Origin of the sequence: Celeribacter marinus (assembly GCF_965656515.1) — a bacterium.
Lineage (GTDB): Bacteria > Pseudomonadota > Alphaproteobacteria > Rhodobacterales > Rhodobacteraceae > Celeribacter > Celeribacter marinus_D.
In genome coordinates, this window is sequence record NZ_CBFHKW010000005.1 from 1 (window position 1) to 25,386 (window position 25,386).

At 55.6% G+C, this 25,386-nt stretch carries 24 protein-coding genes and 1 other RNA gene; 10 read left to right on the forward strand and 15 right to left on the reverse strand.

All coding sequences use genetic code 11. The features are described 5' to 3' along the window. Both ACTG34_RS02020 and ACTG34_RS02025 read right to left on the reverse strand, forming a co-directional pair. Positions 1-1,868: extracellular solute-binding protein (locus tag ACTG34_RS02020; RefSeq protein WP_439103375.1), on the reverse strand; the 1,868-nt coding region annotated here is incomplete at its 3' end. A 74-nt stretch (positions 1,869-1,942) separates the two neighbouring features. After that, complete coding sequence (locus ACTG34_RS02025; protein WP_439103376.1) at positions 1,943-2,461, reverse strand: c-type cytochrome; 519 nt, start codon at positions 2,459-2,461, stop codon at positions 1,943-1,945. A 121-nt stretch (positions 2,462-2,582) separates the two neighbouring features. Here ACTG34_RS02025 and ACTG34_RS02030 point away from each other — a divergent pair, with 121 nt between their 5' ends. Further along, complete coding sequence (locus tag ACTG34_RS02030; protein ID WP_439103377.1) at positions 2,583-3,413, forward strand: prephenate dehydratase; 831 nt, start codon at positions 2,583-2,585, stop codon at positions 3,411-3,413. 51 nt (positions 3,414-3,464) lie between these two features. On the opposite strand, the gene ACTG34_RS02035 is transcribed toward ACTG34_RS02030, so the two are convergent. Beyond that, entirely contained in the window at positions 3,465-3,938 is a 474-nt protein-coding gene (locus ACTG34_RS02035) for an SRPBCC family protein (RefSeq protein ID WP_439103378.1), read from the reverse strand. A gap of 39 nt (positions 3,939-3,977) precedes the next feature. Continuing rightward, positions 3,978-4,946 (reverse strand): NAD(+) diphosphatase, encoded by a 969-nt coding sequence (nudC, locus tag ACTG34_RS02040; protein WP_439103379.1) that lies wholly within the window; start codon positions 4,944-4,946, stop codon positions 3,978-3,980. A 363-nt stretch (positions 4,947-5,309) separates the two neighbouring features. Between nudC and ACTG34_RS02045 the strand changes: the two genes are divergently transcribed. The 6 genes from ACTG34_RS02045 (at position 5,310) to recR (ending at position 11,341) form a co-directional block, all read left to right on the forward strand. Next, positions 5,310-7,232 (forward strand): bifunctional 2',3'-cyclic-nucleotide 2'-phosphodiesterase/3'-nucleotidase, encoded by a 1,923-nt coding sequence (locus ACTG34_RS02045; protein ID WP_439103380.1) that lies wholly within the window; start codon positions 5,310-5,312, stop codon positions 7,230-7,232. Between the two features lie 71 nt (positions 7,233-7,303). Further along, positions 7,304-7,400, forward strand: an RNA gene (ffs, locus tag ACTG34_RS02050) — signal recognition particle sRNA small type. Positions 7,401-7,481: 81 nt separating this feature from the next. Continuing rightward, positions 7,482-8,525, forward strand: a complete 1,044-nt coding sequence (rsgA, locus tag ACTG34_RS02055) for a ribosome small subunit-dependent GTPase A (protein ID WP_439103381.1) — start codon at positions 7,482-7,484, stop codon at positions 8,523-8,525. A gap of 60 nt (positions 8,526-8,585) precedes the next feature. Beyond that, positions 8,586-10,355: a DNA polymerase III subunit gamma/tau gene (locus ACTG34_RS02060; RefSeq protein WP_439103382.1), complete on the forward strand. Its 1,770-nt coding sequence runs from the start codon at positions 8,586-8,588 to the stop codon at positions 10,353-10,355. A 34-nt stretch (positions 10,356-10,389) separates the two neighbouring features. Continuing rightward, positions 10,390-10,734 (forward strand): YbaB/EbfC family nucleoid-associated protein, encoded by a 345-nt coding sequence (locus ACTG34_RS02065; RefSeq protein ID WP_062216776.1) that lies wholly within the window; start codon positions 10,390-10,392, stop codon positions 10,732-10,734. Between the two features lie 10 nt (positions 10,735-10,744). Continuing rightward, positions 10,745-11,341, forward strand: a complete 597-nt coding sequence (recR, locus tag ACTG34_RS02070; RefSeq protein WP_439103383.1) for a recombination mediator RecR — start codon at positions 10,745-10,747, stop codon at positions 11,339-11,341. Between the two features lie 91 nt (positions 11,342-11,432). Here the strand turns inward: recR and ACTG34_RS02075 are convergent, their stop codons facing one another. Next, positions 11,433-12,173: a DUF1013 domain-containing protein gene (locus ACTG34_RS02075; protein ID WP_439103384.1), complete on the reverse strand. Its 741-nt coding sequence runs from the start codon at positions 12,171-12,173 to the stop codon at positions 11,433-11,435. A gap of 139 nt (positions 12,174-12,312) precedes the next feature. On the opposite strand from ACTG34_RS02075, the gene ACTG34_RS02080 reads away from it, so the two are divergent. Further along, complete coding sequence (locus ACTG34_RS02080) at positions 12,313-12,954, forward strand: ribonuclease T2 family protein (protein WP_439103385.1); 642 nt, start codon at positions 12,313-12,315, stop codon at positions 12,952-12,954. 13 nt (positions 12,955-12,967) lie between these two features. On the opposite strand, the gene ACTG34_RS02085 is transcribed toward ACTG34_RS02080, so the two are convergent. Beyond that, the gene (locus tag ACTG34_RS02085; protein ID WP_439103386.1) at positions 12,968-13,954 is read right to left on the reverse strand and encodes an NAD(P)H-quinone oxidoreductase; all 987 of its coding nucleotides are present in this window, start codon (positions 13,952-13,954) and stop codon (positions 12,968-12,970) included. A 12-nt stretch (positions 13,955-13,966) separates the two neighbouring features. Beyond that, complete coding sequence (locus ACTG34_RS02090; RefSeq protein WP_439103387.1) at positions 13,967-14,659, reverse strand: COQ9 family protein; 693 nt, start codon at positions 14,657-14,659, stop codon at positions 13,967-13,969. Positions 14,660-14,771: 112 nt separating this feature from the next. Here ACTG34_RS02090 and rpsU point away from each other — a divergent pair, with 112 nt between their 5' ends. Next, entirely contained in the window at positions 14,772-14,978 is a 207-nt protein-coding gene (rpsU, locus tag ACTG34_RS02095) for a 30S ribosomal protein S21 (protein ID WP_062216793.1), read from the forward strand. 159 nt (positions 14,979-15,137) lie between these two features. Here the strand turns inward: rpsU and ACTG34_RS02100 are convergent, their stop codons facing one another. The 6 genes from ACTG34_RS02100 to mscL form a co-directional block, all read right to left on the reverse strand. Beyond that, a complete protein-coding gene (locus ACTG34_RS02100; RefSeq protein WP_439103388.1) occupies positions 15,138-17,198 on the reverse strand; it encodes a DEAD/DEAH box helicase in 2,061 nt (686 codons plus the stop codon). A gap of 101 nt (positions 17,199-17,299) precedes the next feature. Continuing rightward, a complete protein-coding gene (locus ACTG34_RS02105) occupies positions 17,300-17,659 on the reverse strand; it encodes a DUF779 domain-containing protein (RefSeq protein WP_439103389.1) in 360 nt (119 codons plus the stop codon). Between the two features lie 110 nt (positions 17,660-17,769). After that, positions 17,770-19,290, reverse strand: a complete 1,521-nt coding sequence (gene adh, locus ACTG34_RS02110; RefSeq protein ID WP_439103390.1) for an aldehyde dehydrogenase — start codon at positions 19,288-19,290, stop codon at positions 17,770-17,772. 179 nt (positions 19,291-19,469) lie between these two features. Next, positions 19,470-20,420: a GAF domain-containing protein gene (locus ACTG34_RS02115; protein WP_439103391.1), complete on the reverse strand. Its 951-nt coding sequence runs from the start codon at positions 20,418-20,420 to the stop codon at positions 19,470-19,472. Between the two features lie 70 nt (positions 20,421-20,490). After that, positions 20,491-20,949, reverse strand: coding sequence for an Lrp/AsnC family transcriptional regulator (locus ACTG34_RS02120; protein WP_439103392.1), 459 nt, complete (start codon positions 20,947-20,949; stop codon positions 20,491-20,493). 200 nt (positions 20,950-21,149) lie between these two features. Then, positions 21,150-21,581 carry a large conductance mechanosensitive channel protein MscL gene (gene mscL, locus ACTG34_RS02125; RefSeq protein WP_439103393.1) on the reverse strand — a complete coding sequence of 144 codons (432 nt, stop codon included), beginning with the start codon at positions 21,579-21,581 and terminating at the stop codon, positions 21,150-21,152. A gap of 155 nt (positions 21,582-21,736) precedes the next feature. On the opposite strand from mscL, the gene ACTG34_RS02130 reads away from it, so the two are divergent. Continuing rightward, positions 21,737-22,438, forward strand: coding sequence for a glutathione S-transferase family protein (locus ACTG34_RS02130; protein WP_439103394.1), 702 nt, complete (start codon positions 21,737-21,739; stop codon positions 22,436-22,438). Position 22,439: 1 nt separating this feature from the next. On the opposite strand, the gene ACTG34_RS02135 is transcribed toward ACTG34_RS02130, so the two are convergent. After that, positions 22,440-22,883: a YtoQ family protein gene (locus ACTG34_RS02135; protein WP_439103395.1), complete on the reverse strand. Its 444-nt coding sequence runs from the start codon at positions 22,881-22,883 to the stop codon at positions 22,440-22,442. A 70-nt stretch (positions 22,884-22,953) separates the two neighbouring features. Next, on the reverse strand, positions 22,954-25,347 hold the full coding sequence (gene pheT, locus ACTG34_RS02140) for a phenylalanine--tRNA ligase subunit beta (protein WP_439103396.1): 2,394 nt from the start codon (positions 25,345-25,347) through the stop codon (positions 22,954-22,956). Positions 25,348-25,386: the final 39 nt, after the last annotated feature.

The following is a 25,386-nucleotide window of genomic DNA, read 5'->3' on the forward strand; positions in this document are numbered from 1 at the left end:
TCGTAATAGGCGACCCAATGCTTATCTAGATACCATGTCGGAACAACAAAATAGTCGTAGCGGAATAGGCGATCGACGGCTTTGAGGGCTGCGGACATTTCCTCGTAGGTTTCAGCCTCAACAACTTGAGCAATCAAAATGTCGGCGGCTTCGCTGGCATAGCCTGCCGGGTTGAACACATCATCGACGCCCTCGGAGCCATATTTTTGCGCAAGCCCAACACCCTCCTCAAAACCACTCGTGTAGCCACCAAAAATAATGTCGTAGTCAAAGCTTTGGGTACGTGCCTGATAGGCGTTGGTATCCACACGGCTGTAGACGGCGTCCACGCCCAATGCGACGAGGTTCTCGACATAGGGGATCAAAATTCGATCAAACGATGGCGTGTTTTCCAAAATCTCGATCTTGAGAACTTGGTCATTTGCGTCACGCAATTTACCATCGGACCCGGGTGTGTATCCCGCGGCTTCCATCAACATGAGTGCCTGACGCATATTTTTACGATCCAAAGACCGCGCTCCTGACTCATGCGGCAACGCGGCCTCTTGGGTAAACACCTCATCGGGAACAAGGCCGCGCACGGCTTCCAAATACGATAGCTCTTTGCCTTGAGCCACACCCACAGCTTTGAGAGCATCAGTGTCCCAAAAACTTTCGCGCTGTTCAAATAACCCGTACTGTAACGTTTCATTGGTCCAAGTGAAGTTATACATCAGGCCCAGCGCGCGACGCACATTGCGGTCTTGTAGCTTTTCTTGGCGCAGGTTGAATACGAGCCCAGTCGCATTGGGCAAGCTGCCATCGGGCAACTCGGCCTTTATGACTGCGCCACTCTCAAGCGCAGGAAAATCATACCCCGTGGCCCAATTAAGCGACGAGTTCTCTTGGCGGAACGTAATTTCACCCGATTTGAAAGCCTCGAACGCTGCAATCGTATCGCCGAAATATTCAATGCGGATCGTGTCGAAATTCTCAGTGCCTTTTTTGAGCCAAAGATCACGGCCCCAATAATCGGGGTTGCGGGTATATTCGACCCATTGCCCCGCCTCGAAAGCTCCATGCGCATAGGCGCCTGTTCCCGGAGAGACATCAAACCGTTTCTCGTCAATTTTTGCGCCCGTCTCATCGAACCATGCCTTTTGCATCACAAGTGTCGAACCGGCTTGCGAGATAAGCCCGTTGCGGGGCGCGTTAGGCTGAAACTCAAACCGGACAGTATAATCGTCAAGCGCCTCAACGCCCGCAATCATATTGCCGACACCCGTGCGCCACGATAGCGTCCCTTCTGCCATAAACTTCTCATGCGTGAACACCACATCGGCGGACGTCATGGGCGTGCCATCCGAAAACGTCACATCCCGGCGCAGATTGAAGATCACCCAATCTTGGCTCTCTGGGTATTCAATTGTCTCGCACAACAAACAATACGAGGCAGATAGCGCCTCGTCGGATACGCCCGTCATGAGACGCTCATAGGGAATCGATGAATTTGCCGCGGGTGTGCCCGAACGGGTCGAATATGGATTGAGGCTATCAAAATCTCCAACCGTCCCCAAAACGATCTTACCGCCCTTTGGTGCATCAGGGTTCACATAGTCCAGATGATCGACGGGCGTACTATACTTCGCCTCATCCCAGTCCGAAAACCATGTAGCTACTATAGTGCTTGTATCTTGTGAATGCGCGGCACCTGAGGACACAACAATGCTTGCTGCGGTGAAAAGGGCGAGGGGAAAATGGGCGGCGGCCATGTGAAAGCTCCAGTCATTTGGGGCGACGGTGTGTTTGAACGTAATGCTATCAAACTGACCTGAAATTGCACGACTTCCAATGGGTAAGTGGAGCAACTGTGATGAACCTGTGATCATGGCGTGATCGACGCACGAAAAAGCCCCCGTAGCACGCGGCTACGGGGGCTCAAAACGCAGTCGAAAAGACGTTTTTAGTTCAACGTCTGGAGATAGGCGACGAGATCTGCACGATCTGTGGCTTTGCTCAAGCCCGCAAACGACATCTTTGTGCCAGGTGCGTACTCTTTTGGTGCCTCAAGGAAACCACTCAAGTTATCAGGCGTCCACGCACCATCCAAGCTGGCCAAAGCGTCCGAGAAGCCATAATCGGCTACGGATGCGATGTCGCGATCAACAACACCGTCGAGGTGTGGACCTGTGCCGTTTGATCCGTCCACTTTGTGGCAGGCTTTGCATTTGTTGAAAACTTTTTCGCCTTTGCCAACGTCAGCAGAGGCCAGAAGAACGTCAAATGAAACTTCAACGACCTCTTCTACTTCGGCTGGCTCACTATCACCGGTATCGATGATATAGGCTTGGGCGTGCTCGCCGTCATGACTTGCGCCACCGGAATGATAGATGGCATCAGCGCCCCAATTGGCGAAGAGAAAGATCAAGAGCGTGCCGCAAATTGCGCCGACGGTCTTAGTAAGGGTCATAGTGTTGAACATGTCGCGGTCCGTTTTGTGCATGGGTTGCGCGCTATCTACCCGTTTCCAACAGTACATTTCAAGGTATAAGACCTGCGACCGATCGACATTGCGCAGAAACTTCATCGAAAAAGAGACGAAAATGACAAAACGCATCGCATTCCAAGGTGAAATGGGCGCTTATTCGCATCAGGCTTGCGTCGAAACTCGGCCCGATTTTGATCCCCTACCCTGCCCAACCTTTGAGGATGCTCTAGAAGCGGTGCGCTCGGGAGACGCCGATTTGGGGATGATTGCAGTCGAAAATTCAACTTATGGCCGCGTGCAAGACGTCTATCACCTATTGCCGAAAGCCGGATTGCACATCATCGAAGAGACGTTCGTACGCGTGCATGTCAACCTTTTGGGGCTTCCGGGCGCCAAACTATCCGACATCACACATGCTCACGGTCATCCTGTGATTTTACCTCAATGCGGAAAGTTTTTACGCGATCACAACATCAAGGGCGTGACCAGTTCCGACAACGCCCGCGCCGCACGAGATGTGGCTGGTGGCGGCGACAAAACCCAAGCGGCTCTTGCGTCTGAATTGGCGGCAAAGCTGTACGGGCTTGAGGTTATCGCGCCCAAAATCGAAGATCACAAACTGAACACAACGCGATTCTTGGTGATGTCGCGCGATGCCGACACCTCGCGTAGGTCCAACAAAATGGTTACTGCGTTCATGTTTCGCGTGCGCAACATCCCTGCGGCTCTTTACAAGGCAATGGGCGGATTCGCCACGAATGGCGTCAACATGACAAAGCTGGAAAGCTATATGGTCGACGGCAATTTTTCCGCCACCCAGTTTTATGCCGACATCGAAGGCCATCCCGACGATGCCAACGTGCGCCTTGCTTTGGACGAGTTAAGCTATTTCACCGAAATGGTCGAGATACTGGGTGTTTATCCTGCCGATCCGCGCCGTAAGTAGCCACAATGGGCGGCCACGCAATGCGGCGTTCGTCCGCACACCCGGCATCCCTTAGGACATCAATGACTTATTGTAGTCGTCACTCATCGTAGCGCCATACTGATCTATTTTTCGATCAAACCGACGATCAAGCGTCCCTTTGGCGAACTTGATCGACTGCACGAGAATCCGCGCTGACAAGGTTTGCGGCTTGATATCATAGCTAAGCAACAAACGCGTCCGGTTAGGGCTAAGCGCCACAATGTCCACAGTGAGCACCATATCAAGGCCTCCGGACTTCGCGACCACAACCAAATTGCTCGGGTCGCAATACGTCACGACTTCGGCGACGATATCACGGGTTTTGCCGCGAAACGGAACTTTCATAGTCCAGCCCGCACCAACATCTCGTGGCTGGGCGGGATCTTTGCGTGATACGTCAATACCACGCCTCATTGCTTGACGCTCGAGTGCCTCGAAATTCGCAATGCGCTCAAACACGTATGCCGCAGGTGCGTCGATATCCTTGCGTGTCGAAAATTTCATACCGCTTCACCTCACTCAACCGATCATTGGAATATCCAATTATTCAATCTCGTCCGCAAGCCACTTGGCCAAAAGATAATGTGCAATTGCACCTTTTCTTGCGGGTTTAAGCGTTGGGTGCATCCCCGCCATCGACAACGCTACATCCTCGCGGGAAACCCACATCGCATCTTGCAACTCTAGCGGGTCAATCGTGATTGTCTCGCTCGTCGCGCGGGCAGCACACCCAATCATCAAAGAGGCCGGAAACGGCCAAGGCTGTGACGCGATATACGTCACAGCCGCCACAGCTATTCCTGATTCCTCAAACACCTCACGGCGCACTGCGGCCTCAATCGGCTCACCTGGCTCGACAAATCCGGCGAGCAAAGAATACATGCCCTCAGGCCAGTTTTCATTTCGCCCCAATAACACGGAATTGCCACGTGTCACCAACATGATCACAACGGGATCGGTACGCGGAAAATGCGGCGCAGAACACGACGAACATGTGCGCTGCCATCCGGCCTGCGTCATCGCGCTTTTGGCACCGCACGCGGCACAAAACCCGTGACGTCCATGCCACTCCAAAAGACCGCGGGCGGTTGATGCCACTTCGGCCTCCCAGGGCGACAGGAGTGTCATAACCGCACGAAGTTCTGAAAAGGCGCAATCAGGCAAGCCGTCCACACGCTGTTGTGACGGATCAAGAAAACCCTCTTGAAGCTCCGCGACCTGTGTCACAGTCCATGCACGTGTCACATCAACCGCGAAAACGGCGGCTCCGGCATCGTCAATCCCCATGAAAATGGCATCCTGCGCCAAATCTACAACCGTGGGGTGGTTGGTCTCGAGAAACGTCAGACCACCCAAATCATTGCAAAACGGCTTGTACGACCAAAGTGGAAGCACGCGCGCATCGCTTTTTGCCCATAACGAGGCCGCATCGCCCCGCAGATGCGCCGCGCGATCTAGCGTGCCCGCGCCCAATGTAACGGCGTCATCCGTTTGCTCTGTCGTGTTGTTCACGGTCGCACACCTCATGATATCGATTTGGGTTAAACTCCGTCCAAACCGCACCGCACTCATGCGGTCAAGTCTAACGATTCAATTTGCCCACAATGCACTGTGCAGATTAAGAGGCCCATCGTGCGGAAATGCACGCTTGGGTTGTTACGTGACGTCGCATTCACCCACAAGATGTTGCATCGCAGCGTACGCATGATACGTAGCTCACGTCGAAAACAAAAACCCATAAGATCATAAAACATACCCCATAGCATATATGAGGTATCCAAAAGTGTTGCCCGACACACCTCTAAAACCGTAGTGTTTAACAAATCACATTCTCAAATCAGAATTTTGGCATGGCGCATGTCAGCAGGACAATCAGTGACCCAACCTCATTCCTTCTCCACCGACACCCGTGCGGATCATGCGCACCTTCGGATTATGAGCACGACAGATCTGCACATGCAGATTTTTCCCTATGACTACTGTGGGGATCGCGCCACTGACGCGACCGGTCTCGCGCGAACGGTTGCACTCATTGCCAAGGGACGCGCTGAAGCGCGCAACACACTTTTGGTCGATAATGGTGACTTTTTACAAGGGACGCCAATGGCAGACTTTGTCGCCGCCGATCATGCGAAAGGACGAGACACACCTCACCCGATGATCGCCGCAATGAATGTCCTCGGCTACGATGCTGGCACTTTAGGCAATCACGAATTCAACTTCGGCCTCGATCATCTCAAATGGGCCATCTCGCGCGCAGATCATCCCGTTGTGTCGGCAAATCTGATTGAGTTACCCGACAAGACATCAACGCATGACACTACAGTGTTTGACCCCTATGTCATTTTGGATCGCGAAATCATTGATGGCGCCGGGAAACCACATCCGATCAAAGTGGGTTTTTTAGGCTTGCTGCCGCCACAAGTGATGATGTGGGACCGGACGCATTTGGCAGGAAAAGTCAGCACACGTGACATGCTACAGACAGCACGTAAATTTGTACCCCAGATGAAACAGGACGGGGCCGATATCATCGTCTTGTTATGTCATACGGGGATCGCGGGCGAAGATGAATACGAGGGCATGGAGAACGCGGCCATTCCTCTGGCGGCCCTTGAGGATGTCGACGCGTTGATCACGGGCCATTTGCATCTACTATTCCCCTCCCCCCAGTTTGCGCAAACCGCTGTTGTCGATAGTGAAAACGGTTTCATCCACGGCAAACCTGCCGTTATGGCGGGCAGTTGCGGATCGCACCTTGGCCTCATTGATCTCATGCTTGAACGCACTGGCGATACATGGGCCGTCCGCAAAGCAAACGTCGAAGTGCGTCCAATTCTTAAGCGAAACCCGTCAGGCTGCGCGCGGCCTTTGGTCGAAAGTGTCGACGCCATCATTGCGGCCGTGGAACATGACCACCTTGGCACACTGGACTTTGCGCGGCGCCCAATCGGCCAGACAGATGAACCACTTCATTCTTACTTTTCATTACTTGGCACCGACCGTTCGATGGAATTGATCGCGGATACACAACGCACCTATGTTGAGGCAGCAATCGCACAAACCGAACACGCGCACCTCCCCATTTTGTCGGCTATCGCGCCGTCCAAATCTGGCGGGCGCGCAGGCCCAGAGAACTATGCGGCCATGCCCGCAGGCATCCTCGCGATTAAAAACATCTCAGATCTCTACCCCTTTCCCAACCACGTGTGTGCGGTTCGCGTCTCAGGCGCGCAGCTTCGCGCGTGGCTAGAGCGCACTGGTGCGACCTTCAACCAAATCACCCCAAACACTGATCCGACTGCTTCAGCCCAAACCCTGTGCAACCCTCATGCACCTGCTTACTTTTTCGATGTAATATTTGGGATCAGCTATCAATTTGATCTGTCACAGCCCGCCCGCTATGACGGATCCGGCAATGAGATCAATCCTACCGCAAACCGCATTCGCAACTTGTCCTACAATGGCTCGGCTGTCTCCGACGACATGGAATTTGTGATTGTAACAAGTGATTACCGCGCCAACGGCGGCGGGCATTTTCCGGGTGCTGATGGCAGCACGGTGATCTTTGACGGACCTGATTTGATCGGTGACATTTTAGCCAGACATATACGCACACTCGGCGTCCCGACGACACAAACGACACCCAACTGGTCGTTTTGTCCGATAGGCGGCACACCAGTGATGTTCGAGACATCTCCGAAAGCCAAACATCATCTCGGCGAGCTCTCATATTTAAACGTGACAGGCTTTGACATAGGCGCATCGGGCTTCGGCCAAATCAGATTGCTTTTATGAGGAAACAGGCAACACATACCTGTGCTGCGCCCCTCTTGCCATTTCAGAATACTCCCCCTATATCCACAAGCGAGAGGTTGGCGCGGGCAAGCTCCTCGCCAACCCGGTCAGATCCGGAAGGAAGCAGCCGTAACGAGTCCCGCTTGGGTCGTTGTCCAGCCTCTCACCTTTATCTCCCTTAACATCCGCGCCTCTTGCCGTATCCCCCGCGACAGGCGATATAGGCCGCATGTTTATGAGCTCACCCAGATGACACCACACCTGAAGCGCCTCGGATGGTCACAGCATTTCACCGCGCAAATGAGCGTGGACGAGATTGAAACCTTGACGCCAGTTCGCATTTCCGAAGTGCGCCGCCGCAACATCATCGCCCTCACAAGTGAGCTTGAGCGGCTGGAACTGGCGCTGACGGGCGATCTGGTGGCCTCGGATTTCGCGGTGGGTGATTTCGCCCTCACAGATGGTGAAAAAATTATACGCCTGCTGGACCGCAAAACCCTCATTTCGCGCAAATCCGCTGGCCTGACCTCGCAGACACAGCTCATCGCCTCAAACATCGACACGTTGTTCATCACCACCTCATGCAATGATGATTTCAATGAGGCGCGCCTAGAACGCTACCTTGCCATCGCAATCGAGGCCGAGGCCCATCCGGTGATCGTGATCACCAAAGCCGACAGGCCCGAATCCGGCAACGTGGATGACTTTATATCGCGCGCCAAAGCAATCTATGCGCCCGCCGATGTCATAGCCCTTAATGCCACGAATCCGGACGCTTTTGGCAAATTGATGCCGTGGTGCAGCACCGGTCAAACCCTTGCGCTTGTTGGCTCCTCAGGGGTTGGAAAATCGACAATTGCGCGCGGCCTTACCGGCCTTGATATCGAGATCGGTGATATTCGCGAAGATGACGCAAAGGGCCGCCATACAACCACGGCGCGCTCCATGCACGCAATGCTTGCGGGGGGATGGCTGATCGACACCCCCGGAATGCGCGAACTGGCCCTCCACGATGCAGCGGAGGGAATCGGTACGCTGTTTGAGGACATCACCGATCTGGCGACCGCCTGTAAATTCTCCGACTGCGCCCATAATACAGAGCCTGGATGCAAAGTGCGCGCGGCCATTGAAAGCGGCACATTGGACGCTGACCGTGTCGAGCGGTGGCGCAAACTGATCGACGAGGATGAGCGCAATTCCGAGACGGTGGCCGAAGCCCGTGATCGCGGTCGTAAGTTCTCCAAAATGGCAAAGTCCGTGCTCAAGGCGAAAAAGGCACGGCGCGGCGAGTGAACCCGCTTGCGGGGGGCTGTCTGCACCCTTACCTTGTGGTGCAACGAGGGAGATGAACGCATGAGCGAGACCAACGAAGGCTATAAGGTTCTGGCACGCAAATACCGTCCGGAAACCTTTGCCGACCTGATCGGTCAAGATGCCATGGTACGCACGCTCAAGAATGCGTTCGCCGCCGACCGCATCGCCCAAGCTTTCATCATGACCGGCATTCGCGGCACAGGCAAAACCACCACCGCACGGATCATCGCCAAGGGGATGAACTGTATCGGTCTGGACGGAAAAAGTGGCCCTACGACCGAGCCATGTGGACAGTGCGAACACTGCGTCGCGATCACCGAAGGCCGCCACGTGGACGTCATGGAAATGGACGCAGCATCGCGCACCGGTGTGGGCGACATTCGCGAAATCATTGACAGTGTGCACTACCGCGCCGCCTCCGCGCGCTACAAAATCTACATCATCGATGAGGTGCACATGCTCTCGACGAGTGCATTCAACGCGCTCCTCAAAACCCTTGAAGAACCGCCTGCACACGTCAAATTCATCTTTGCCACCACCGAAATTCGCAAGGTGCCCGTGACGGTTCTGTCGCGCTGTCAGCGGTTTGATTTACGGCGCATTGAACCCGAAGTGATGATGGCCCACCTATCGTCTATAGCTGACAAAGAAGGGTCTGACGTTGCCCAAGACGCCTTTGCCCTCATCACCCGCGCCGCCGAAGGGTCAGTGCGTGACGCGCTATCGCTTCTGGACCAAGCCATTTCGCACGGCGCAGGCGAAACCACCGTGGATCAGGTTCGCGCAATGTTAGGCCTTGCCGACCGTGGCCGCGTGTTGGACCTGTTCGACATGATCATGGCGGGCGACGCGGCAAGCGCGCTCGAAGAGATCGGTGGACAATACGCCGATGGTGCCGATCCACTGGCGGTGCTGCGCGATCTGGCCGACATCACCCATTGGGTGTCCGTGATTAAAATCACACCAAACGCCGCAGACGATCCGACGATTTCGCCAGATGAGCGCGCCCGTGGGCTGACATTGTCAGAAAAACTACCTATGCGCGTGTTGTCGCGGATGTGGCAAATGCTACTCAAAGCCCTCGAAGAGGTCGCCGCCGCTCCCAACTCCATGATGGCCGCAGAAATGGCGATCATTCGCCTCACCCATGTGGCCGACCTGCCTATGCCTGAAGATTTGGTGCGCAAACTCAATGAGCAAAACCCGCCGCCGCGCCCCCCCGTTGGCCCCTCTGGCGGCGCACCCTCTAGCGCCAGTAGCACCCGATCCGTCAGCGCCCAAGGGACACCCGCAGGGGGCGGTGCAGGCATAGCACACGCCCCGACAATGATGGCACAGGCCGCCCCCGCACAAGCGCCGGATGTGGGGCTTGCCAAATATGCACGGTTTGAGGATGTTGTGGAGCTGATTGGCTATCACCGCGATATGAAACTCAAAATAGACGTGGAAAACCATGTCCGGCTCGCAAGCTACAAACCCGGACGTATCGAATTTGAACCCGTGGGCGATGCCCCCGCTGATCTGGCCGCCCGTTTATCAAGCCGCTTGCAAGCCTTCACAGGACAACGGTGGGGCGTGTCCATCGCGGCCGCACCCGAGGACGCCAAGACGCTTCGTGATGTGATGGACGCCGACCGCCTCGCCCTTGAGGCTGCCGCAAAGAGTCATCCGATGGTCGCGAAGGTGTTCGAACTTTTCCCACATGCGAAAATTGCGGAAATCCGCACGCCCGAAAAGATTGCGGCGCAAGCGGCCTCAGAAGCACTTGAAGAAGTCGAAGACGAATGGGATCCCTTCGAAGAGGATTGATCCCCTCGCACCCTAAAATCAGGAGACACAGACGATGTTCAAAGGACTTGGCAATCTCGGCGATATGGCCGGCATGATGAAAAAAGCCAAAGAAATGCAACAGCAAATGGCTGACTTGCAAGAGAAGATGGATGCCATGACGGTAGTTGGTGAAAGCGGTGCGGGCCTCGTCAAAGCGACCTCAACTGTCAAAGGACAGTTGACTGCGCTTGAAATCGACCCGTCGATCTTTAACCCCGATGAAAAGGAAGTGGTCGAAGATTTGATCCTAGCGGCAATCAAAGATGCGCAGGCCAAAGCGGCGGATCGCGCCCAATCTGAAATGGCGCAGATCACAGACGGCCTTGGCCTGCCCGCCGATTTCAAAATGCCGTTCTGAGGACGCACAGGTGGGGGATGCAACGCGCGAAATCGAGGCTCTGATTGATCTCATGGCGCGGCTTCCAGGTCTTGGGCCGCGCTCGGCACGCCGCGCGGTTCTACACCTGATCAAAAAGCGCACCCGCCTGATGGCCCCCCTCGCCACGGCGATGCAAACCGTGGCGGACAACGCCCGCGAATGCGTGCAATGCGGCAATATTTGCACATCTGACCTATGTGACATCTGCACCTCTGGTAAACGTGCAAACGGCGAGATTTGCGTGGTCGAAGATGTGGCAGACCTGTGGGCGATGGAACGTGCAAGCGTGTTTGGCGGACGCTATCATGTGCTCGGCGGTACACTGTCTGCGCTCGATGCAATCGGCCCCGAGGATCTGCGTATCCCTGCCTTGGTCCGCCGTGTAAGTGACGAGCAAATCACCGAAGTGATCCTCGCGCTCAATGCAACTGTCGACGGCCAAACCACGGCGCACTATATCGCGGACGAATTGTCAGGACGCTGTGCCGTGACATCTTTGGCCCAAGGCGTGCCTATTGGTGGTGAGCTTGATTACCTTGATGACGGAACAATCACTGCCGCTTTGCGCGCACGCAAGGGCGTCTGAACGCGCCGCTCTAAACCTGATACAAACATCGTCCAAATATGCAAAAGGCCCGCCATATTGGCGGGCCTTCTCATTACGTTAATGCACAATATTATGCGTCATCATCTTCGTCATCATCCGCGTCGGGAAGGTTAAAGAAGCTGTCTTTGTCCGGCAGCGGCGCCTCCTTCTCATCGTCGTTCGACAATGAGAACGCTTCGAGACCAGAAATAGCTGTAGGTATTTTCGAATCCGCGCCCATGCCCAAAGACTGTTCCGTCGACAACAACTTGCGGCGCTCGTCGTCTGTCATAGCTGCGCCATCTGCGGCCCGTTTGGCGGCTGCTTTTTGCACCGCGGCGTCCAGCTCGGTTTGCTTACACAGGCCCAATGCCACCGGATCAATCGGCTGCATGTTAGCGATATTCCAATGCGTACGTTCACGGATCGCAAGGATCGTAGGCTTGGTCGTGCCAACAAGTTTCGCAATTTGGGAATCTGCCAATTCGGGGTGGAATTTAACAAGCCATAAGATGGAATTGGGACGGTCTTGGCGTTTCGACAACGGCGTGTAGCGTGGGCCGCGGCGTTTTTCCTCGCCAGAAGCTGCTGGGTTGAACTTCAGCTTCAGCTTTTGAACGGGGTTCTCTTCTGCGCCTTTTATTTCATCCAAGGTCAACTGGTTGTTGGCGATCGGGTCGAAGCCTTTCACACCGGATGCAACATCACCGTCCGCAATGCCCTGAACTTCCAACTCGTGAAGACCGCAAAAATCAGCAATCTGTTTGAAGCTCAGGGTCGTGTTGTCGACGAGCCAAACGGCGGTGGCTTTTGCCATAATCGGTTTTGCCATGGGAAACTCTCCTTGCGATGCCATAATTCTAAACACAACTTCTGCGTCGCCTGAAATGGCTTTCCCGATTTGGGACCGTATCCGTTGTGGGGGAACTTAAGCGCTGTATAGTGTGGATATTGCGTAAGGGAAAGAGAAAATGAGTAAACGATTGGTAAGGGCCGCGACAGTGGCCATAGCTGCTTTAACGACGCCCGCTTGGGCGGATGGTGAGCCTGCGGGAGATTTCGACTATTATGTGTTGTCCTTGTCGTGGTCACCTACATGGTGTGCCCTTGAGGGCGATGCCCGCAACTCTGCGCAATGTGACCGCGAATTAGGGTGGGTGCTTCATGGGCTTTGGCCACAATATGAAAGCGGGTGGCCATCCTACTGCCATAGTCCGGCGCGCGACCCGTCACGCCGTCAGACCGAAGCAATGGAAGACATAATGGGGACAGATGGCGCTGCGTGGTATCAGTGGAAAAAGCACGGACGATGTTCCGGTCTTGAGGCGCAAGAGTTTCTTGATTTGTCGCGCGCCGCATATGACAAAATCAAACGCCCATCAGCGTTCATGAAATTGCCCCGCGACATCAAGGTTCCCGCCTCTGTGATCGAAGACGCATTCATGAGCGTGAACGATGGGTTGGACGCCAACGAGATCACCGTGACATGTCGCGATTACCGCATCCAAGAGGTCCGCATATGTCTGACGCCTGATCTGGAGCCGCGCAAATGTGGAGCAGATACAATCCGCGACTGCACTCTAACGGACGCGCTCTTGGCCGATATCGAATAACGGCAAACAGGCGTCAAATTTCGAGAACAATTTTGCCAATATGAGCGCCGGATTCCATATGCGCGTGGGCAGCTGCAGCATCGTGAAGCGCAAAGCGGCTGTCCATCACCGGTGCAATACGTCCTGCGGCGATCAGGGGCCAAACCTGTTTGCGCAACGCATCTGCAATCCGTGCTTTTTGCGCATCCGATTGCGGGCGCAATGTCGATCCTGTTAGGGTCAAACGCCGCATCATCACTTGCGCAAAATTCACCTCGGCTTTGGACCCTTGCAAAAAGGCGATATTGACCAGACGTCCGTCCATCGCGAGAGCTTTGAGATTGCGATTGATATAGTCGCCACCCACCATATCGAGGATGAGATTTGCGCCACCTTCGGGCTTGAGAATTGTGACGAAATCCTCATCGCGGTAGTTGATCGCGCGCTCTGCGCCCAAACGGGTACAGGCTACACATTTGGTGTGTGACCCTGCAGTCACAAAGACCCGCGCGCCAAACACCTGCGCCAATTGAATGGCGGTTGTGCCAATGCCAGATGCGCCACCATGAATCAAAATGCGCTCGCCCGCTTGTAGGCCGCCACGCATAAACACGTTCGACCAAACGGTGAAAAATGTCTCCGGCAAACACGCGGCCTGTTCCAGAGTGAGGCCCTTGGGAACGGGCAATGCATGCGCAGCGGGCGTGGCCACATATTCGGCGTAGCCACCCCCCGGAACGAGGGCGCAAACTGGATCACCAATCGCATAGGATGACACGGACGCGCCAACGGCTGCGACCTCCCCCGCGACCTCAAGGCCCGGCAAATCAGAGGCGCCTGTGGGCGGGTTATAAAGACCAGCTCGCTGCAACGCATCTGGTCGGTTCACGCCGGCAAACGCAACTTTGATCACAATCTCGTCGGCTTTGGGCGCAGGCACGGGGCGCGTGGTGAGGCGCAACACCTCCGGACCTCCTGCTTGCGCAATTTCGACGGCGCGCATCGTTTTTGGAAGTGTCATAGCGATCTCGCTTTAGGTGGACCGTGTGCCTGGAATATCATCGCGATCGACACCTGCGGGCGCTTTCACACGTGACAAAACGGCCGATGGCAGGGCGAACAGCGCCGAAAGCGCCTTGTTCTCGCGCACTGTGGCTTTCGCCTTTTCAAACTGCATAACATTGACAATGCGGCGGTCGATAAAGGCGCGTGTGTCTGCGAACCCTTCGCTGTCATCGCCAAGCCAGAAGAGCACAGATGAGCCAAAAACACCCGATAGCGTGGCGCGTTTCGTGTACCAGTTGACGTCCCGCGAGGTGTCCCCCATCGCGTTCCAAATCGCATCTGCCGTTTCCCACACCAACTTGGTCCCCTCGGGGGCATAGTGCGGGAGCGAAAAGAGCGACATGCCGCGCCGCACAACTTCACGATCAACCGCTTGCAAGCGCAGCCAAACGGCGTGCCCGATCCGGTCGGAATAGCGCATTGAGGAAAGGTCCGCTGCGGCGAGATCTGCCATCATCTTTCGGTCTCCACGCTTGTGGTAGGCCGCGGCCAGATCAACCGATCCGCGCGGCGCACTCACATCCGCCAAGCCCTGTGAAACACCGGAATCAGCGATCGCCACTTTGAATGTCTCGCCCCCCCACCCGTCGAAAACCACGTTGGGCAAAGCAGCATCCAGCAGTTTTTCACGGGTCGGGTCGATATAAGCAGTCGTTTGCATCGGATCACTCCTCGTTGTCGTTGGCCCTATAGTAGACAAGGTAGAGCCGCTTTGCTATACGGCCAATTCCTGCAATTCATGCAAATCTAACTTAGGAAGGTGGTGACACCACATGCAGGTTAGCGTTCGTGAAAACAATGTCGATCAGGCACTCCGTGCTCTGAAGAAAAAACTTCAACGCGAAGGCGTTTTTCGTGAAATGAAGCTCAAGCAACATTTCGAAAAGCCCTCCGTCAAGAAAGCGCGCGAGAAGGCCGAGTCCATCCGCCGTACCCGCAAGTTGGCTCGTAAAAAAGCTCAACGCGAAGGTATGCTCTAAGGGCACTTTTGAAGTCCGGCATTTCGGACCGTAAAAGAATACAAACCCCCGCTGCCGTTTCGGCCGCGGGGGTTTTGTTTTTTTTAGCGCGGCGATACGTGACATAGGCAGAGAGAAAAAGGGCGGCTCGGTGGATCACCGCGCCGCCCTTATATTTGACTATTTCTTGCGGCTCAGGACAGCATCGCCGCCCTTTGGCCCGCCTTTGGGGGCGGCCCCTTTGCGATGTGGCTTTTTACCTGCGCCCGCTTTGTCATATTTTCCAGCGGGCTTGCCTGCGCCCGTTGGCTTGCCTGCAGGTTTACCCGCACCTTTATAACCACCACCCGCACCCGCGGGTTTTGCCCTGCCTTTGAACGTCCCAGACGGCTTGTCGCTCGGCTTATCTTTGCGTGGTTTTGCAGGTGCGTGAACGGCATCGTCGCGCTCTTTGCGAGCGGGCTTGGTAAACTTGTCGGTCTTGGGCTTGTCATAGCTCGGCTTCTCGCCGCGCGGCTTGTCGAACCGCGGCTTGTCGCCATAGCTTTTTTCACCACGAGGTTTGTCGTAGGCGGGCTTTGCACCAAACGACCTTTCGCCGCGGGGTTTACCACTATGTCCGTCGAAACGCGCTTTGGGTGAGCGTGGCGCGCCAGCGCTGAACGATGGAGTTCCATCGACAGCACGGGCCGTCACACCATCCTCAAGCTCGCCACCTGCACCAAGCTGATCCATAAACCCTTGCAAGGCGGCTTCTTGGAGTTCCACGAAGGTTTCCGTGTCTTCCATTTTGATCTTGCCGATTTTCGACTTGTCGATGTTACCCGCACGACACAACAACGGCAGAAGCCAACGTGGCTCCGCGTTTTTGTCGCGACCAACAGAAAGCGCCACCCATCTGGACGGGCCAAATGTTTCGCGCGGATCTTTTTGCGGACCCTTACCGGTGTGAACGTTGATCTCTTCTGGAGCAGATAGACCAGCGCGGTACAAACGCAAACACGCAGTCGCGATTTGCTCGGGGCTGAACTTTCCCAAGAGGGTCGCTGCAAACTCGGCTTCGTTTTCGCTCAACGCCTCGGTCCATGCCGCGTCATCCATCAAACGCGTCTCATCGAGCGCAAGGATTTCTTCGGCCGTTGGCGCACCGCGCCATTCCGCGTCAATCTTGGCCCACTTGAGCAAACGCTGTGCTTTTTTGGCGACATTATCAGGTGCGATCAAGACCGATGTGCCTTTGCGGCCTGCGCGCCCTGTACGGCCAGAGCGGTGCAACAGACCTTCGGTATTAGTCGGAATGTCGGCGTGGATCACAAGTTCCAAGTTCGGCAAATCGATCCCGCGGGCGGCTACATCGGTGGCCACACAAACACGCGCACGCCCGTCACGAAGGGCTTGCAACGCATGGCTGCGTTCGTCTTGTGACAACTCACCCGACAGACTCACAACCGAAAAGCCACGGTTGGCAAAGCGCGCGGTGAGACGCGCAACAGCGGCGCGGGTGTTTGCGAACACGATCGACGTCTGGCTGTCATGGTAGCGCAACAGGTTGATGATCGCGTGCTCGGCATCGCGCGGCGCACATTGGATCACTTGATAGGAAATATCGGAGTGCTGGTCTTTCTCGGAGACCGTCGAAATGCGCACGGCATCGCGTTGGAAATTCGTTGCAATCTGGCTGATCGATTTGGACACAGTGGCCGAGAACATCAACGTGCGGCGATCCTTGGGGCATGCGTCGAGCATGAACTCAAGATCTTCGCGAAACCCGAGATCAAGCATTTCATCAGCTTCGTCGAGGACAACAGCACGAATATCGTCAAGATCAAGCGCGCGGCGCATGATGTGATCTTTCAAACGACCCGGGGTTCCCACAACAATGTGTGCGCCACGCTCCAATGAACGGCGCTCCGCGCGGGCATCCATGCCCCCAATACAGGTCACAACCTTTGCGCCGGTTTTGGCGTAAAGCCACTCCAATTCGCGGGCGACCTGCATGGCCAATTCGCGCGTTGGCGCAATTGCGAGCGCAAAAGGCGAAGCAGCGGGACCAAAACGAATCTCATCGCCTAGGAGAGTCTTTGCAATGGCCAGACCGAAGCCAACGGTTTTACCCGATCCTGTTTGCGCAGAGACAAGCAAGTCCGCCTGTTCCAATTCTGGTGCCGTAACAGCGGTTTGAACGTCAGTCAAAGTATCGTAACCGCGCTCGGCAAGCGCGTCAGAGAGGGGCGTAATCATGTAGGAATGTCCAATCGGCGCGCAGTTCAGTCTGCGCAATTTGGGCCCTCCTAAAGGGTTTTGCCGCGTTTGTCCATTGCTGTCAGAGAAAAGGCTGACTCTTAAGGCGCTAATTGCGCATTTTCAGCCTCTGTAAACAGGCGCGATTTCGACAAGAAGCACTTTCCACGCCCCGTATCCAAAGAGAAACCCGCACCGAAGCCTTTGCCCGCATCAAGGATCATTTGTGAATTGCGCCAGATCTCAAAGAGGCTTTGCGAAATCCAGACTGGCGCGCCCGCAACGTCCCCCAAATGAATGTCGCGTGAGCCGACAATGTATTCACCCGCTTTGTAGCACATCGGAGATGACCCATCACAACAGCCGCCAGACTGGACGAACATCACATCTCCATGATCGCGGCGGATTTCATCCAACAGCGCGAGACCGGCATCGGTGGCAACAACGCGAGGTATAGTCATGTCAGATCCTCCAATCAAAAGCGGTGGTCCTATTATTTAGGGCCACCGCACATTGTGTCGAGGCGCAACACAAAGCTAGGGGAGATGTGTCGCGCCTCTCAAAACGGGATTTAGAAAAAGCCCAGTTTGTTCGGATTGTAGGAGACGAGCATGTTCTTCGTCTGCTGGTAGTGATCGAGCATCATTTTATGGTTTTCACGACCAACGCCCGACTGTTTGTAGCCCCCGAATGCAGCATGCGCAGGATAGGCGTGGTAGTTATTGACCCAAACGCGGCCCGCCTCGATGTGGCGCCCAAAGCGGTAACAGGTGTTCATGTCACGCGACCACACGCCAGCGCCGAGGCCGTACATGGTGTCGTTTGCAATTTCCAATGCTTCCTCTTCGGTTTTGAATGTTGTCACAGACACAACGGGGCCAAAGATTTCCTCTTGGAACACGCGCATCTTGTTGTGGCCTTTGAGAATGGTTGGCTGGATGTAATACCCGTCCGACAGTTCGCCATCAAAGCGCGCGGCATCACCACCAACGAGGACTTCGGCCCCCTCTTCGCGACCGATTGTAAGATACGACAGGATCTTTTCCTGCTGTTCTTGCGATGCCTGCGCACCAACCATCGTGTTGATGTCGCGCGGATCACCTTGGATGATTGCTTGAACACGCGCGATGCAGCGCTCCATGAACTCCTCGTAGATATCCTCTTGGATCAGCGCACGCGACGGGCATGTACAGACTTCGCCTTGGTTGAAGGCAAACAGAACAAACCCTTCGACGGCTTTGTCGAGGAACGCATCATCTTCACGCATCACATCGGAGAAGAAGATGTTTGGCGACTTGCCGCCAAGCTCCAGTGTCACAGGGATAAGGTTTTCCGTGGCGTACTGCATAATCATGCGGCCCGTTGCGGTGGAGCCAGTGAATGCGATTTTAGCGATGCGAGGCGAACGCGCGAGCGGTGCGCCAACTTCGGCGCCATAGCCGTTCACAATATTCAACGTGCCCGCGGGGATCACATCCGCGATCAGTTCGGCCAAGACCATGATTGCGGCAGGTGTCTGTTCTGCGGGCTTGAGCACGATGCAGTTGCCAGCGGCCAATGCCGGCGCGATTTTCCACGCGGCCATCAAAATAGAGAAGTTCCACGGGATGATCTGGCCCACAACACCAAGTGGCTCGTGGTAGTGATACGCAATCGTGTCCGCGTCGATTTCCGACATGGTGCCCTCTTGGCCACGCAGTACGGATGCGAAGTAGCGAAAGTGGTCAGCGGCCAATGGAATGTCGGCGGCCATTGTCTCACGGATTGGCTTGCCGTTGTCCCATGTCTCAGCTGTAGCGATCAGTTCAAGGTTCGCGTCAATAATATCTGCCACTTTGAGCAACAGGTTGGAGCGCTCGGTTGCAGATGTCTTACCCCATGCAACCTTCGCCGCGTGAGCCGCATCCAGTGCCAATTCAACATCCGCAGCGCCAGAGCGTGCAACGTCACAGACTTTCTGGCCCGTGATAGGCGTGACGTTCTCGAAATACTCTCCACCAACGGGGGGCACGAATTTGCCACCAATAAAGTTATCGTATTTCGCCTTAAACGGATTGGTGTATTTGCTATCAGGTTTGGACTGAACGTTCATGATTTTCTCCTCCAAGAATGCCGGCGTCCTCCCGCCGGTATGAACAAGACCATGACAAGGTCTCTATATCGCCGTCATCCCCTCAATACCGCAGCACACACAAGAAGTGTCTCACCCGTGAGACACTTTTGATCAGATTACGGGATTTTCAAACGTATCGGAGAGGATGTGCGCGCCTGCTAGGCCACGTCGATACCCAGTCGCCCCATACGACGATACAGGGTCGCACGCCCGATTCCCAATGCGCGCGCTGCCGCCGACAGATTGCCGCCCGAACGTGCAATCGCCCGTTTTAGCGCCGCGCGTTCAGCGCGCTCCAACGCCGATGCTGTAGTATCGCGCCCTAAAATATCTGAGGCGGGGCGCGGCGTGAGTGCGCCGCCTTGCCCCAAGCCGAATACGCGGCGTGCGGCGCGGGTTGCGCCCACGATAAGATCATCACTATCGACGGCCAACAGCACCGCACCCTCAGGACGCTCCTCGGGAGAGGTGACAATCCGCGCCTTTGGAAAGGCCGCACGAAAAGCTTCGGTTTCTATCTGTTTCGCGGTTTGTGCAACCACACCCGAAATCAGCCGTGAATAACTTTCCGTTTGATCGGCGCGGCACGACGAGACGTCCAACGCGGCAATTAATTCGCCATCGGGGCCAAAAATGGGCGCGTCCATACAAGACATCGCAGTATTGCGGCTCAAAAAGTGTTCGTTACGATGAATTGTGACCTGACGCGCTTCGGCAATGCAGGTGCCGATGCCGTTGGTGCCCTCTGCTCCCTCGGACCAATCCGCCCCGTACCACAGGCCCCATTTTTCAAAAGTTGCCGCATCGCCGTCCGAGGAGCGAAGATCAAGCACGACTCCCTCGCGGTCCGTCAGCAAAACGCAACATCCGGTTTGACCAACCATTTGGAACAGCTGATCCAACTTTGGCGTGGCAACGGTCATAAACGATCCCATGCTGTCGCGGCGATCATTGATTTCGGCACTTTCAAACCGGCGCGGAGCATGGCTTAAGGTCGGATCAAGCCCGTGCTTGTTAAGCGACCTGCGCCAACTGGCCGTTAGTCGCGATCCTACAGACCCCGATTCGACGGCGGAAATGATGTTATCTGCGTGGTTTATCCGTTTCATATGCCGCGCCCTCCCCGTTGCGACATCTCAATCGTAGCACGCATAATACGGTTTTCCCAAATCCGATCTTTCACACAGGCAAGGCCGTGGTTTTAAAAACGGTTCGCATGGCAAAGGATGACTGCATTTTCTGCACGCCCGGCAAACACACCAAACGGCGATGCAATTGCGCAAAGTGTTCGGTATCCGCAGCAACAACTTTAAGCATGTAATCCGCTGCCCCCGCCATGAGGTGACATTCCAAAACGTCCTCGACCAAGGCCACGGCCCGTTCGAATTCATCCAATGTCTCATCAGCCTGACTATCGAGCGTGACCTCGACGAACACCGTTGCACGACGATCCACATGGCGCGGATCGAGCATCGCGGCGTAGTCCCGGATCACACCCTCGGCCTCCATCCGCTGTACGCGGCGATGACAGGCAGACGACGACACATTGGCCTGAACAGCTAAATCCGCGTTAGAAATGCGGCCATTACGCTGCAAAATGCGTAAAATACGGCGATCAGTATCGTCCAATGCTGTCATGGTGGCTGATTATCCCAAACTGACCCAGATTATGGGAGAGTGTTTCACAGACATTTTTTATACGCAAGGCGCGACGGAAAGCGCGTGGTGACACGTATGATATGATGTGTCCCCACAGTGCGTGGCATCCCAACCACGCAAAAGGCCCGCCGGAGTTCTCCGGCGGGCCTCAATTTCATCAAATCGTGTTCGCGTTTGACTTATTTCTTTGCGAGAGAATCGCGAATTTCGAGCAACACATCAAGTTCTGATGGTCCCGCGGGTGCCTCTGGTGCAGCCTCAACGGGTGTCTCTGTGGCCGCTTTAACCTTGTTGACGTAGCGCACGAGCATGAACACCACAAACGCAATGATCAAAAAGTTGATAATCGCCATGATGAACGAGCCGTAGGCAAAAATCGCAGCGCCACTTTCGCGCGCGTCAGCCAAAGATGTCCCCGCCATGACATCGCCCGACAAAACGATATATTTATTCGCAAAGTCGATGCCGCCCATGAACAAGCCAATGAACGGATTGATCAGGTCGTCGACCAAGGATTTTACGATCGCGGTAAAGGCTGCGCCGATGATAATACCAACAGCCATGTCCATGACATTGCCTTTGGCGATGAAGTCTTTAAATTCTTTCAACATGGTTTTTGTCCCACTTAAGTCCCACCAATGGCCGCGACAACCTGCCACAGCTCCGCACACTGCCTACCATACTTTTGAACAGTCGACAGCCCTTTTGACACCCCACCCGCGCCCTTAGGTACATAGACATCACAGTCCTCATAGAAAGCTGATCCATGCCGCAGACCCTCTCCCACCCGATCACCACACGTTGGCCCGCCAAAAATCCGTCCATGTTACAATTCTACTCCTTTCCAACACCCAATGGCGTGAAAGTCTCGGTGGCCCTTGAGGAAATGGGGCTAGAGTATGAGCCGCATTTGGTCACGCTCGCGGATGCAGACGTAAAAAGCGAGGCATTTTTGAGCCTTAACCCCAACAACAAAATTCCTGCAATCATCGATCCAAACGGCCCAGACGGCGCACAAATCGAACTGTTTGAGAGCGGCGCTATCCTAATCTATCTGGCCGAAAAATCCGGACAATTCCTCTCCGCCGATCCCAAGACCAAATTCGAGACGATCCAGTGGCTCATGTTCCAGATGGGCGGCGTGGGTCCGATGTTCGGGCAGCTGGGGTTTTTCCACAAATTCGCAGGCGCCACGATGGACGACAAAACCGCACGCGACCGTTACGCAAACGAGGCAAAACGACTCCTATCCGTGGTCGAATCCCGCTTAGACGGGCGTGAGTGGATGATGGGCGAGTATTCCATCGCAGACATGGCCCTTGCCCCGTGGCTCAATGCCCTCGATTTTTACGGCGCGCATGATATCACGGGGTTTGCGGATCTAACGAATGTCCCCGCGTATATCGAACGGTTTTACGCCCGTCCCGCCGTGCAGCGCGCGAAAAACATTCCCGCGCGCCCTGCATAATTCAGGACGGTAGAGTCCCGTTTTGCACATAGCGTAGCATATCAACCACCTGCTGCGGCGTTTCGCACACTGCAAGCGCCGCGGCATCAACTTCTTTGAGCGCATGCTGATGATCGGCCCCGTGCATAACGATCAACGCCTTGCCTTTGGCCGCAGCATAACCCGCATCAAACGCGGCGTTCCATTGTTTGTATTTTTCACCAAACCGCACCACGACCACATCAGCCGCGTCAATGGCCGCGCGCGTACGGATCGCGTTGAGTTTTGCACCTTTGTGATCATGCCAAAACTTGTCAGGCTCCGCTCCCAAGATCGCGACACCGCAATCATCTGAAGCCGCGTGATCAGTTACTGGCGCGGAAAATTCGACATCAAGTCCTACCGCCCCCGCCACAATTTGATCGCGCCAATCGGTGTGAATCTCGCCTGACAAATAGACCTTCATATCTCTCTCCCTTACCTGTGGAAAAGGAGGCCGTAGCCCCCTTTTCATGTCATAATCTTACTAGCGTGCGTTATCCGCGCAAGGTGCCGCCCGTAGCTTTCTCGACTTTCGCAACCACTTTGGCCGACAGTTCATCAAGGTCCTTTTCCTTGAGCGTCGCCTCTGTAGGTTGAATGCGCACGGTAATGGCGAGGGATTTCTTGTCCTCACCGAGCGACCCACCGACGAACTCATCAAATACGCGCACATCTGAAATCAGAGCCTTGTCGGCGCCACCCGCGGCATTCACAACATCAAGCGCATTGACGGATTTATCCACAACAAAGGCAAAATCACGCTCGACCGCTTGTAGATCATTAGTGAAAAATGCCGAACGCGCCACTTTGACGCCGCGCGGCATCGGTGCCGCGTCGAGGTAGACGGTGAACGCCACGGCGTTGCCTTTGACCCCCATCTGTTTGAGCACTTTGGGGTGCACTTCGCCAAACTGCGCGAGGATTTTTTTCGGGCCAAGGCAAATTTTTCCCGACCGACCAGGATGAAACCACGCGGAAGCATCGCGCGTGATCTGCGCTTTGGCGGGCGCGCCAATGGCGGCCAGAATTGCTTCTGCGTCCGCTTTGGCATCATACAGGTCGGTAGCGCGGCGTTCGCCATGCACATCTTTGGGACCATTCGCACCGACGAGCAGGCCCGCCAGTTGCACATGCTGCTCACCCGGCTCACCACCGTGGAACGCAGGGCCGCATTCAAACAGAGACAAATCGGCAAACCCGCGCGCTTGGTTGCGGCTCGCCGCTTGCAACAGGCCGATCAATAGATCAGGACGCATATGGCTCATCTCGGACGAGATCGGGTTTTGCAATTTCACCGCATCCGTTCCACCGCCGAACAGCTGTGCTGAGGCCTCATCCACAAAGGAATAGGTGACGCATTCGTTGTAACCCAAAGCAGCAGCCGTGTGGCGCGCCGCACTTTCGCGCACCTGCATCGGCGTTTGGATTTGCTTGGCCACACCCGTAGGACGCGACAAGGGTTTTGGCTCCAGATTCGTGAGGCTTTCAACGCGGGCGACTTCCTCGACAAGGTCCGCAGAGCCAAGCACATCTGGACGCCAAGACGGCACCTTGGCCATATCGCCGTCGATCTCGAACCCCAAGGCAGTCAGGATTTCGACCTGACGCGCGGGCGTGATTTCCATGCCAACGAGCGACTGCACGCGGTCAGTATCTAGCGCATAGGCGCGCGACACGTCAGGCACAGCCCCTGCGACAACAACCTCGGACGGCGTTCCACCGCACAACTCAAGGATCATCGCGGTGGCGTCTTCCATCGCTTGCATGTTGTAGGCGGGATCAATGCCGCGCTCGTTGCGGTACCGCGCATCGGAATTGATTTTGAGCGCACGGCCGGACTTGGCGATATCGAGCGTATTCCACACCGCCGCCTCAACAAACACGTCCACGGTGTCGTCGGTACAGCCCGTTTCCAAACCGCCCATGACGCCCGCAACGCTTTCCACCTTGCCACCCGACGAAATCACCATCGCGCCCTCGGGCATGGTGTAGGTTTTCTCGTCCAGAGCCACGAGCGTTTCGCCGCCCGTGGCGCGGTGGATGGACAGACCACCCTCTACTTTGCCCGCGTCAAAAACGTGTAGCGGGCGGTTGCGATCATAGGTGAAAAAGTTGGTGACATCGACAAGCGCCGAAATCGGACGAAGACCAATCGCGGTCAAACGATCCTGCAACCACTGTGGTGAGGGGCCGTTTTTCACACCCTTGATCAAACGCCCCGCAAAAACCAAACAACCGTCTTCGGCCCCTGCCTCGATCGTCACGGAAATCGGATTGGGAAAAGCGCCCGCAACGATCGGGGTCACTGGGGTTTTGAGCGTGCCAAGACCGCGCGCGGCCAGATCACGGGCAATCCCGTGCACGCCAAGCGCATCGGGACGGTTCGGGGTAATCGCAATCTCGATCACAGGCTCGACTTTGGACGGGTCATGTTGCGCCAGATAGTCGGCAAACTCCATGCCGATCTCGCCGCCCTCAAGCTCGATAATCCCGTCATGATCCTCACCGAGGTTCAATTCACGCATGGACGCCATCATGCCAAAGCTCTCGACACCGCGGATTTTGCCGACAGAAATCGTAATATCCAACCCCGGAATATACATGCCCGGCTTGGCCAGAACGGCGGTGATGCCCGCCCGCGCGTTGGGCGCGCCGCACACGATCTGGGTTTCGCCCTCGTCGGTGTCGACGGTGCAAACACGTAATTTGTCGGCATCGGGATGGCCCACGGCCTCGCGCACTTTCACGAGCTTAAAGCCCTTGAGCGCCTCGGCGGGGTTTTCCACGCCTTCCACTTCGAGACCCAGATCGGTCAGCGCATAAAGGATGTCGTCGAGCGAGGCATCGGTTTCGAGGTGCTCTTTGAGCCAAGACAGCGTGAATTTCATAGCGTTATCTCCTTGCCCATGCGGGCGTCGGTTTGCGTG

Excerpts from the sequence above, each read along its gene's own strand:
- ACTG34_RS02025 (WP_439103376.1), bottom strand. The coding sequence starts at position 2,461 with ATGTTCAACACTATGACCCTTACTAAGACCGTCGGCGCAATTTGCGGC.
- ACTG34_RS02030 (WP_439103377.1), top strand. The coding sequence starts at position 2,583 with ATGACAAAACGCATCGCATTCCAAGGTGAAATGGGCGCTTATTCGCAT.
- ACTG34_RS02035 (WP_439103378.1), bottom strand. The coding sequence starts at position 3,938 with ATGAAATTTTCGACACGCAAGGATATCGACGCACCTGCGGCATACGTG.
- rsgA (WP_439103381.1), top strand. The coding sequence starts at position 7,482 with ATGACACCACACCTGAAGCGCCTCGGATGGTCACAGCATTTCACCGCG.
- ACTG34_RS02060 (WP_439103382.1), top strand. The coding sequence starts at position 8,586 with ATGAGCGAGACCAACGAAGGCTATAAGGTTCTGGCACGCAAATACCGT.
- ACTG34_RS02065 (WP_062216776.1), top strand. The coding sequence starts at position 10,390 with ATGTTCAAAGGACTTGGCAATCTCGGCGATATGGCCGGCATGATGAAA.
- ACTG34_RS02075 (WP_439103384.1), bottom strand. The coding sequence starts at position 12,173 with ATGGCAAAACCGATTATGGCAAAAGCCACCGCCGTTTGGCTCGTCGAC.
- ACTG34_RS02080 (WP_439103385.1), top strand. The coding sequence starts at position 12,313 with ATGAGTAAACGATTGGTAAGGGCCGCGACAGTGGCCATAGCTGCTTTA.
- ACTG34_RS02085 (WP_439103386.1), bottom strand. The coding sequence starts at position 13,954 with ATGACACTTCCAAAAACGATGCGCGCCGTCGAAATTGCGCAAGCAGGA.
- ACTG34_RS02090 (WP_439103387.1), bottom strand. The coding sequence starts at position 14,659 with ATGCAAACGACTGCTTATATCGACCCGACCCGTGAAAAACTGCTGGAT.
- rpsU (WP_062216793.1), top strand. The coding sequence starts at position 14,772 with ATGCAGGTTAGCGTTCGTGAAAACAATGTCGATCAGGCACTCCGTGCT.
- ACTG34_RS02100 (WP_439103388.1), bottom strand. The coding sequence starts at position 17,198 with ATGATTACGCCCCTCTCTGACGCGCTTGCCGAGCGCGGTTACGATACT.
- ACTG34_RS02105 (WP_439103389.1), bottom strand. The coding sequence starts at position 17,659 with ATGACTATACCTCGCGTTGTTGCCACCGATGCCGGTCTCGCGCTGTTG.
- adh (WP_439103390.1), bottom strand. The coding sequence starts at position 19,290 with ATGAACGTTCAGTCCAAACCTGATAGCAAATACACCAATCCGTTTAAG.
- ACTG34_RS02115 (WP_439103391.1), bottom strand. The coding sequence starts at position 20,420 with ATGAAACGGATAAACCACGCAGATAACATCATTTCCGCCGTCGAATCG.
- ACTG34_RS02120 (WP_439103392.1), bottom strand. The coding sequence starts at position 20,949 with ATGACAGCATTGGACGATACTGATCGCCGTATTTTACGCATTTTGCAG.
- mscL (WP_439103393.1), bottom strand. The coding sequence starts at position 21,581 with ATGTTGAAAGAATTTAAAGACTTCATCGCCAAAGGCAATGTCATGGAC.
- ACTG34_RS02130 (WP_439103394.1), top strand. The coding sequence starts at position 21,737 with ATGCCGCAGACCCTCTCCCACCCGATCACCACACGTTGGCCCGCCAAA.
- ACTG34_RS02135 (WP_439103395.1), bottom strand. The coding sequence starts at position 22,883 with ATGAAGGTCTATTTGTCAGGCGAGATTCACACCGATTGGCGCGATCAA.
- pheT (WP_439103396.1), bottom strand. The coding sequence starts at position 25,347 with ATGAAATTCACGCTGTCTTGGCTCAAAGAGCACCTCGAAACCGATGCC.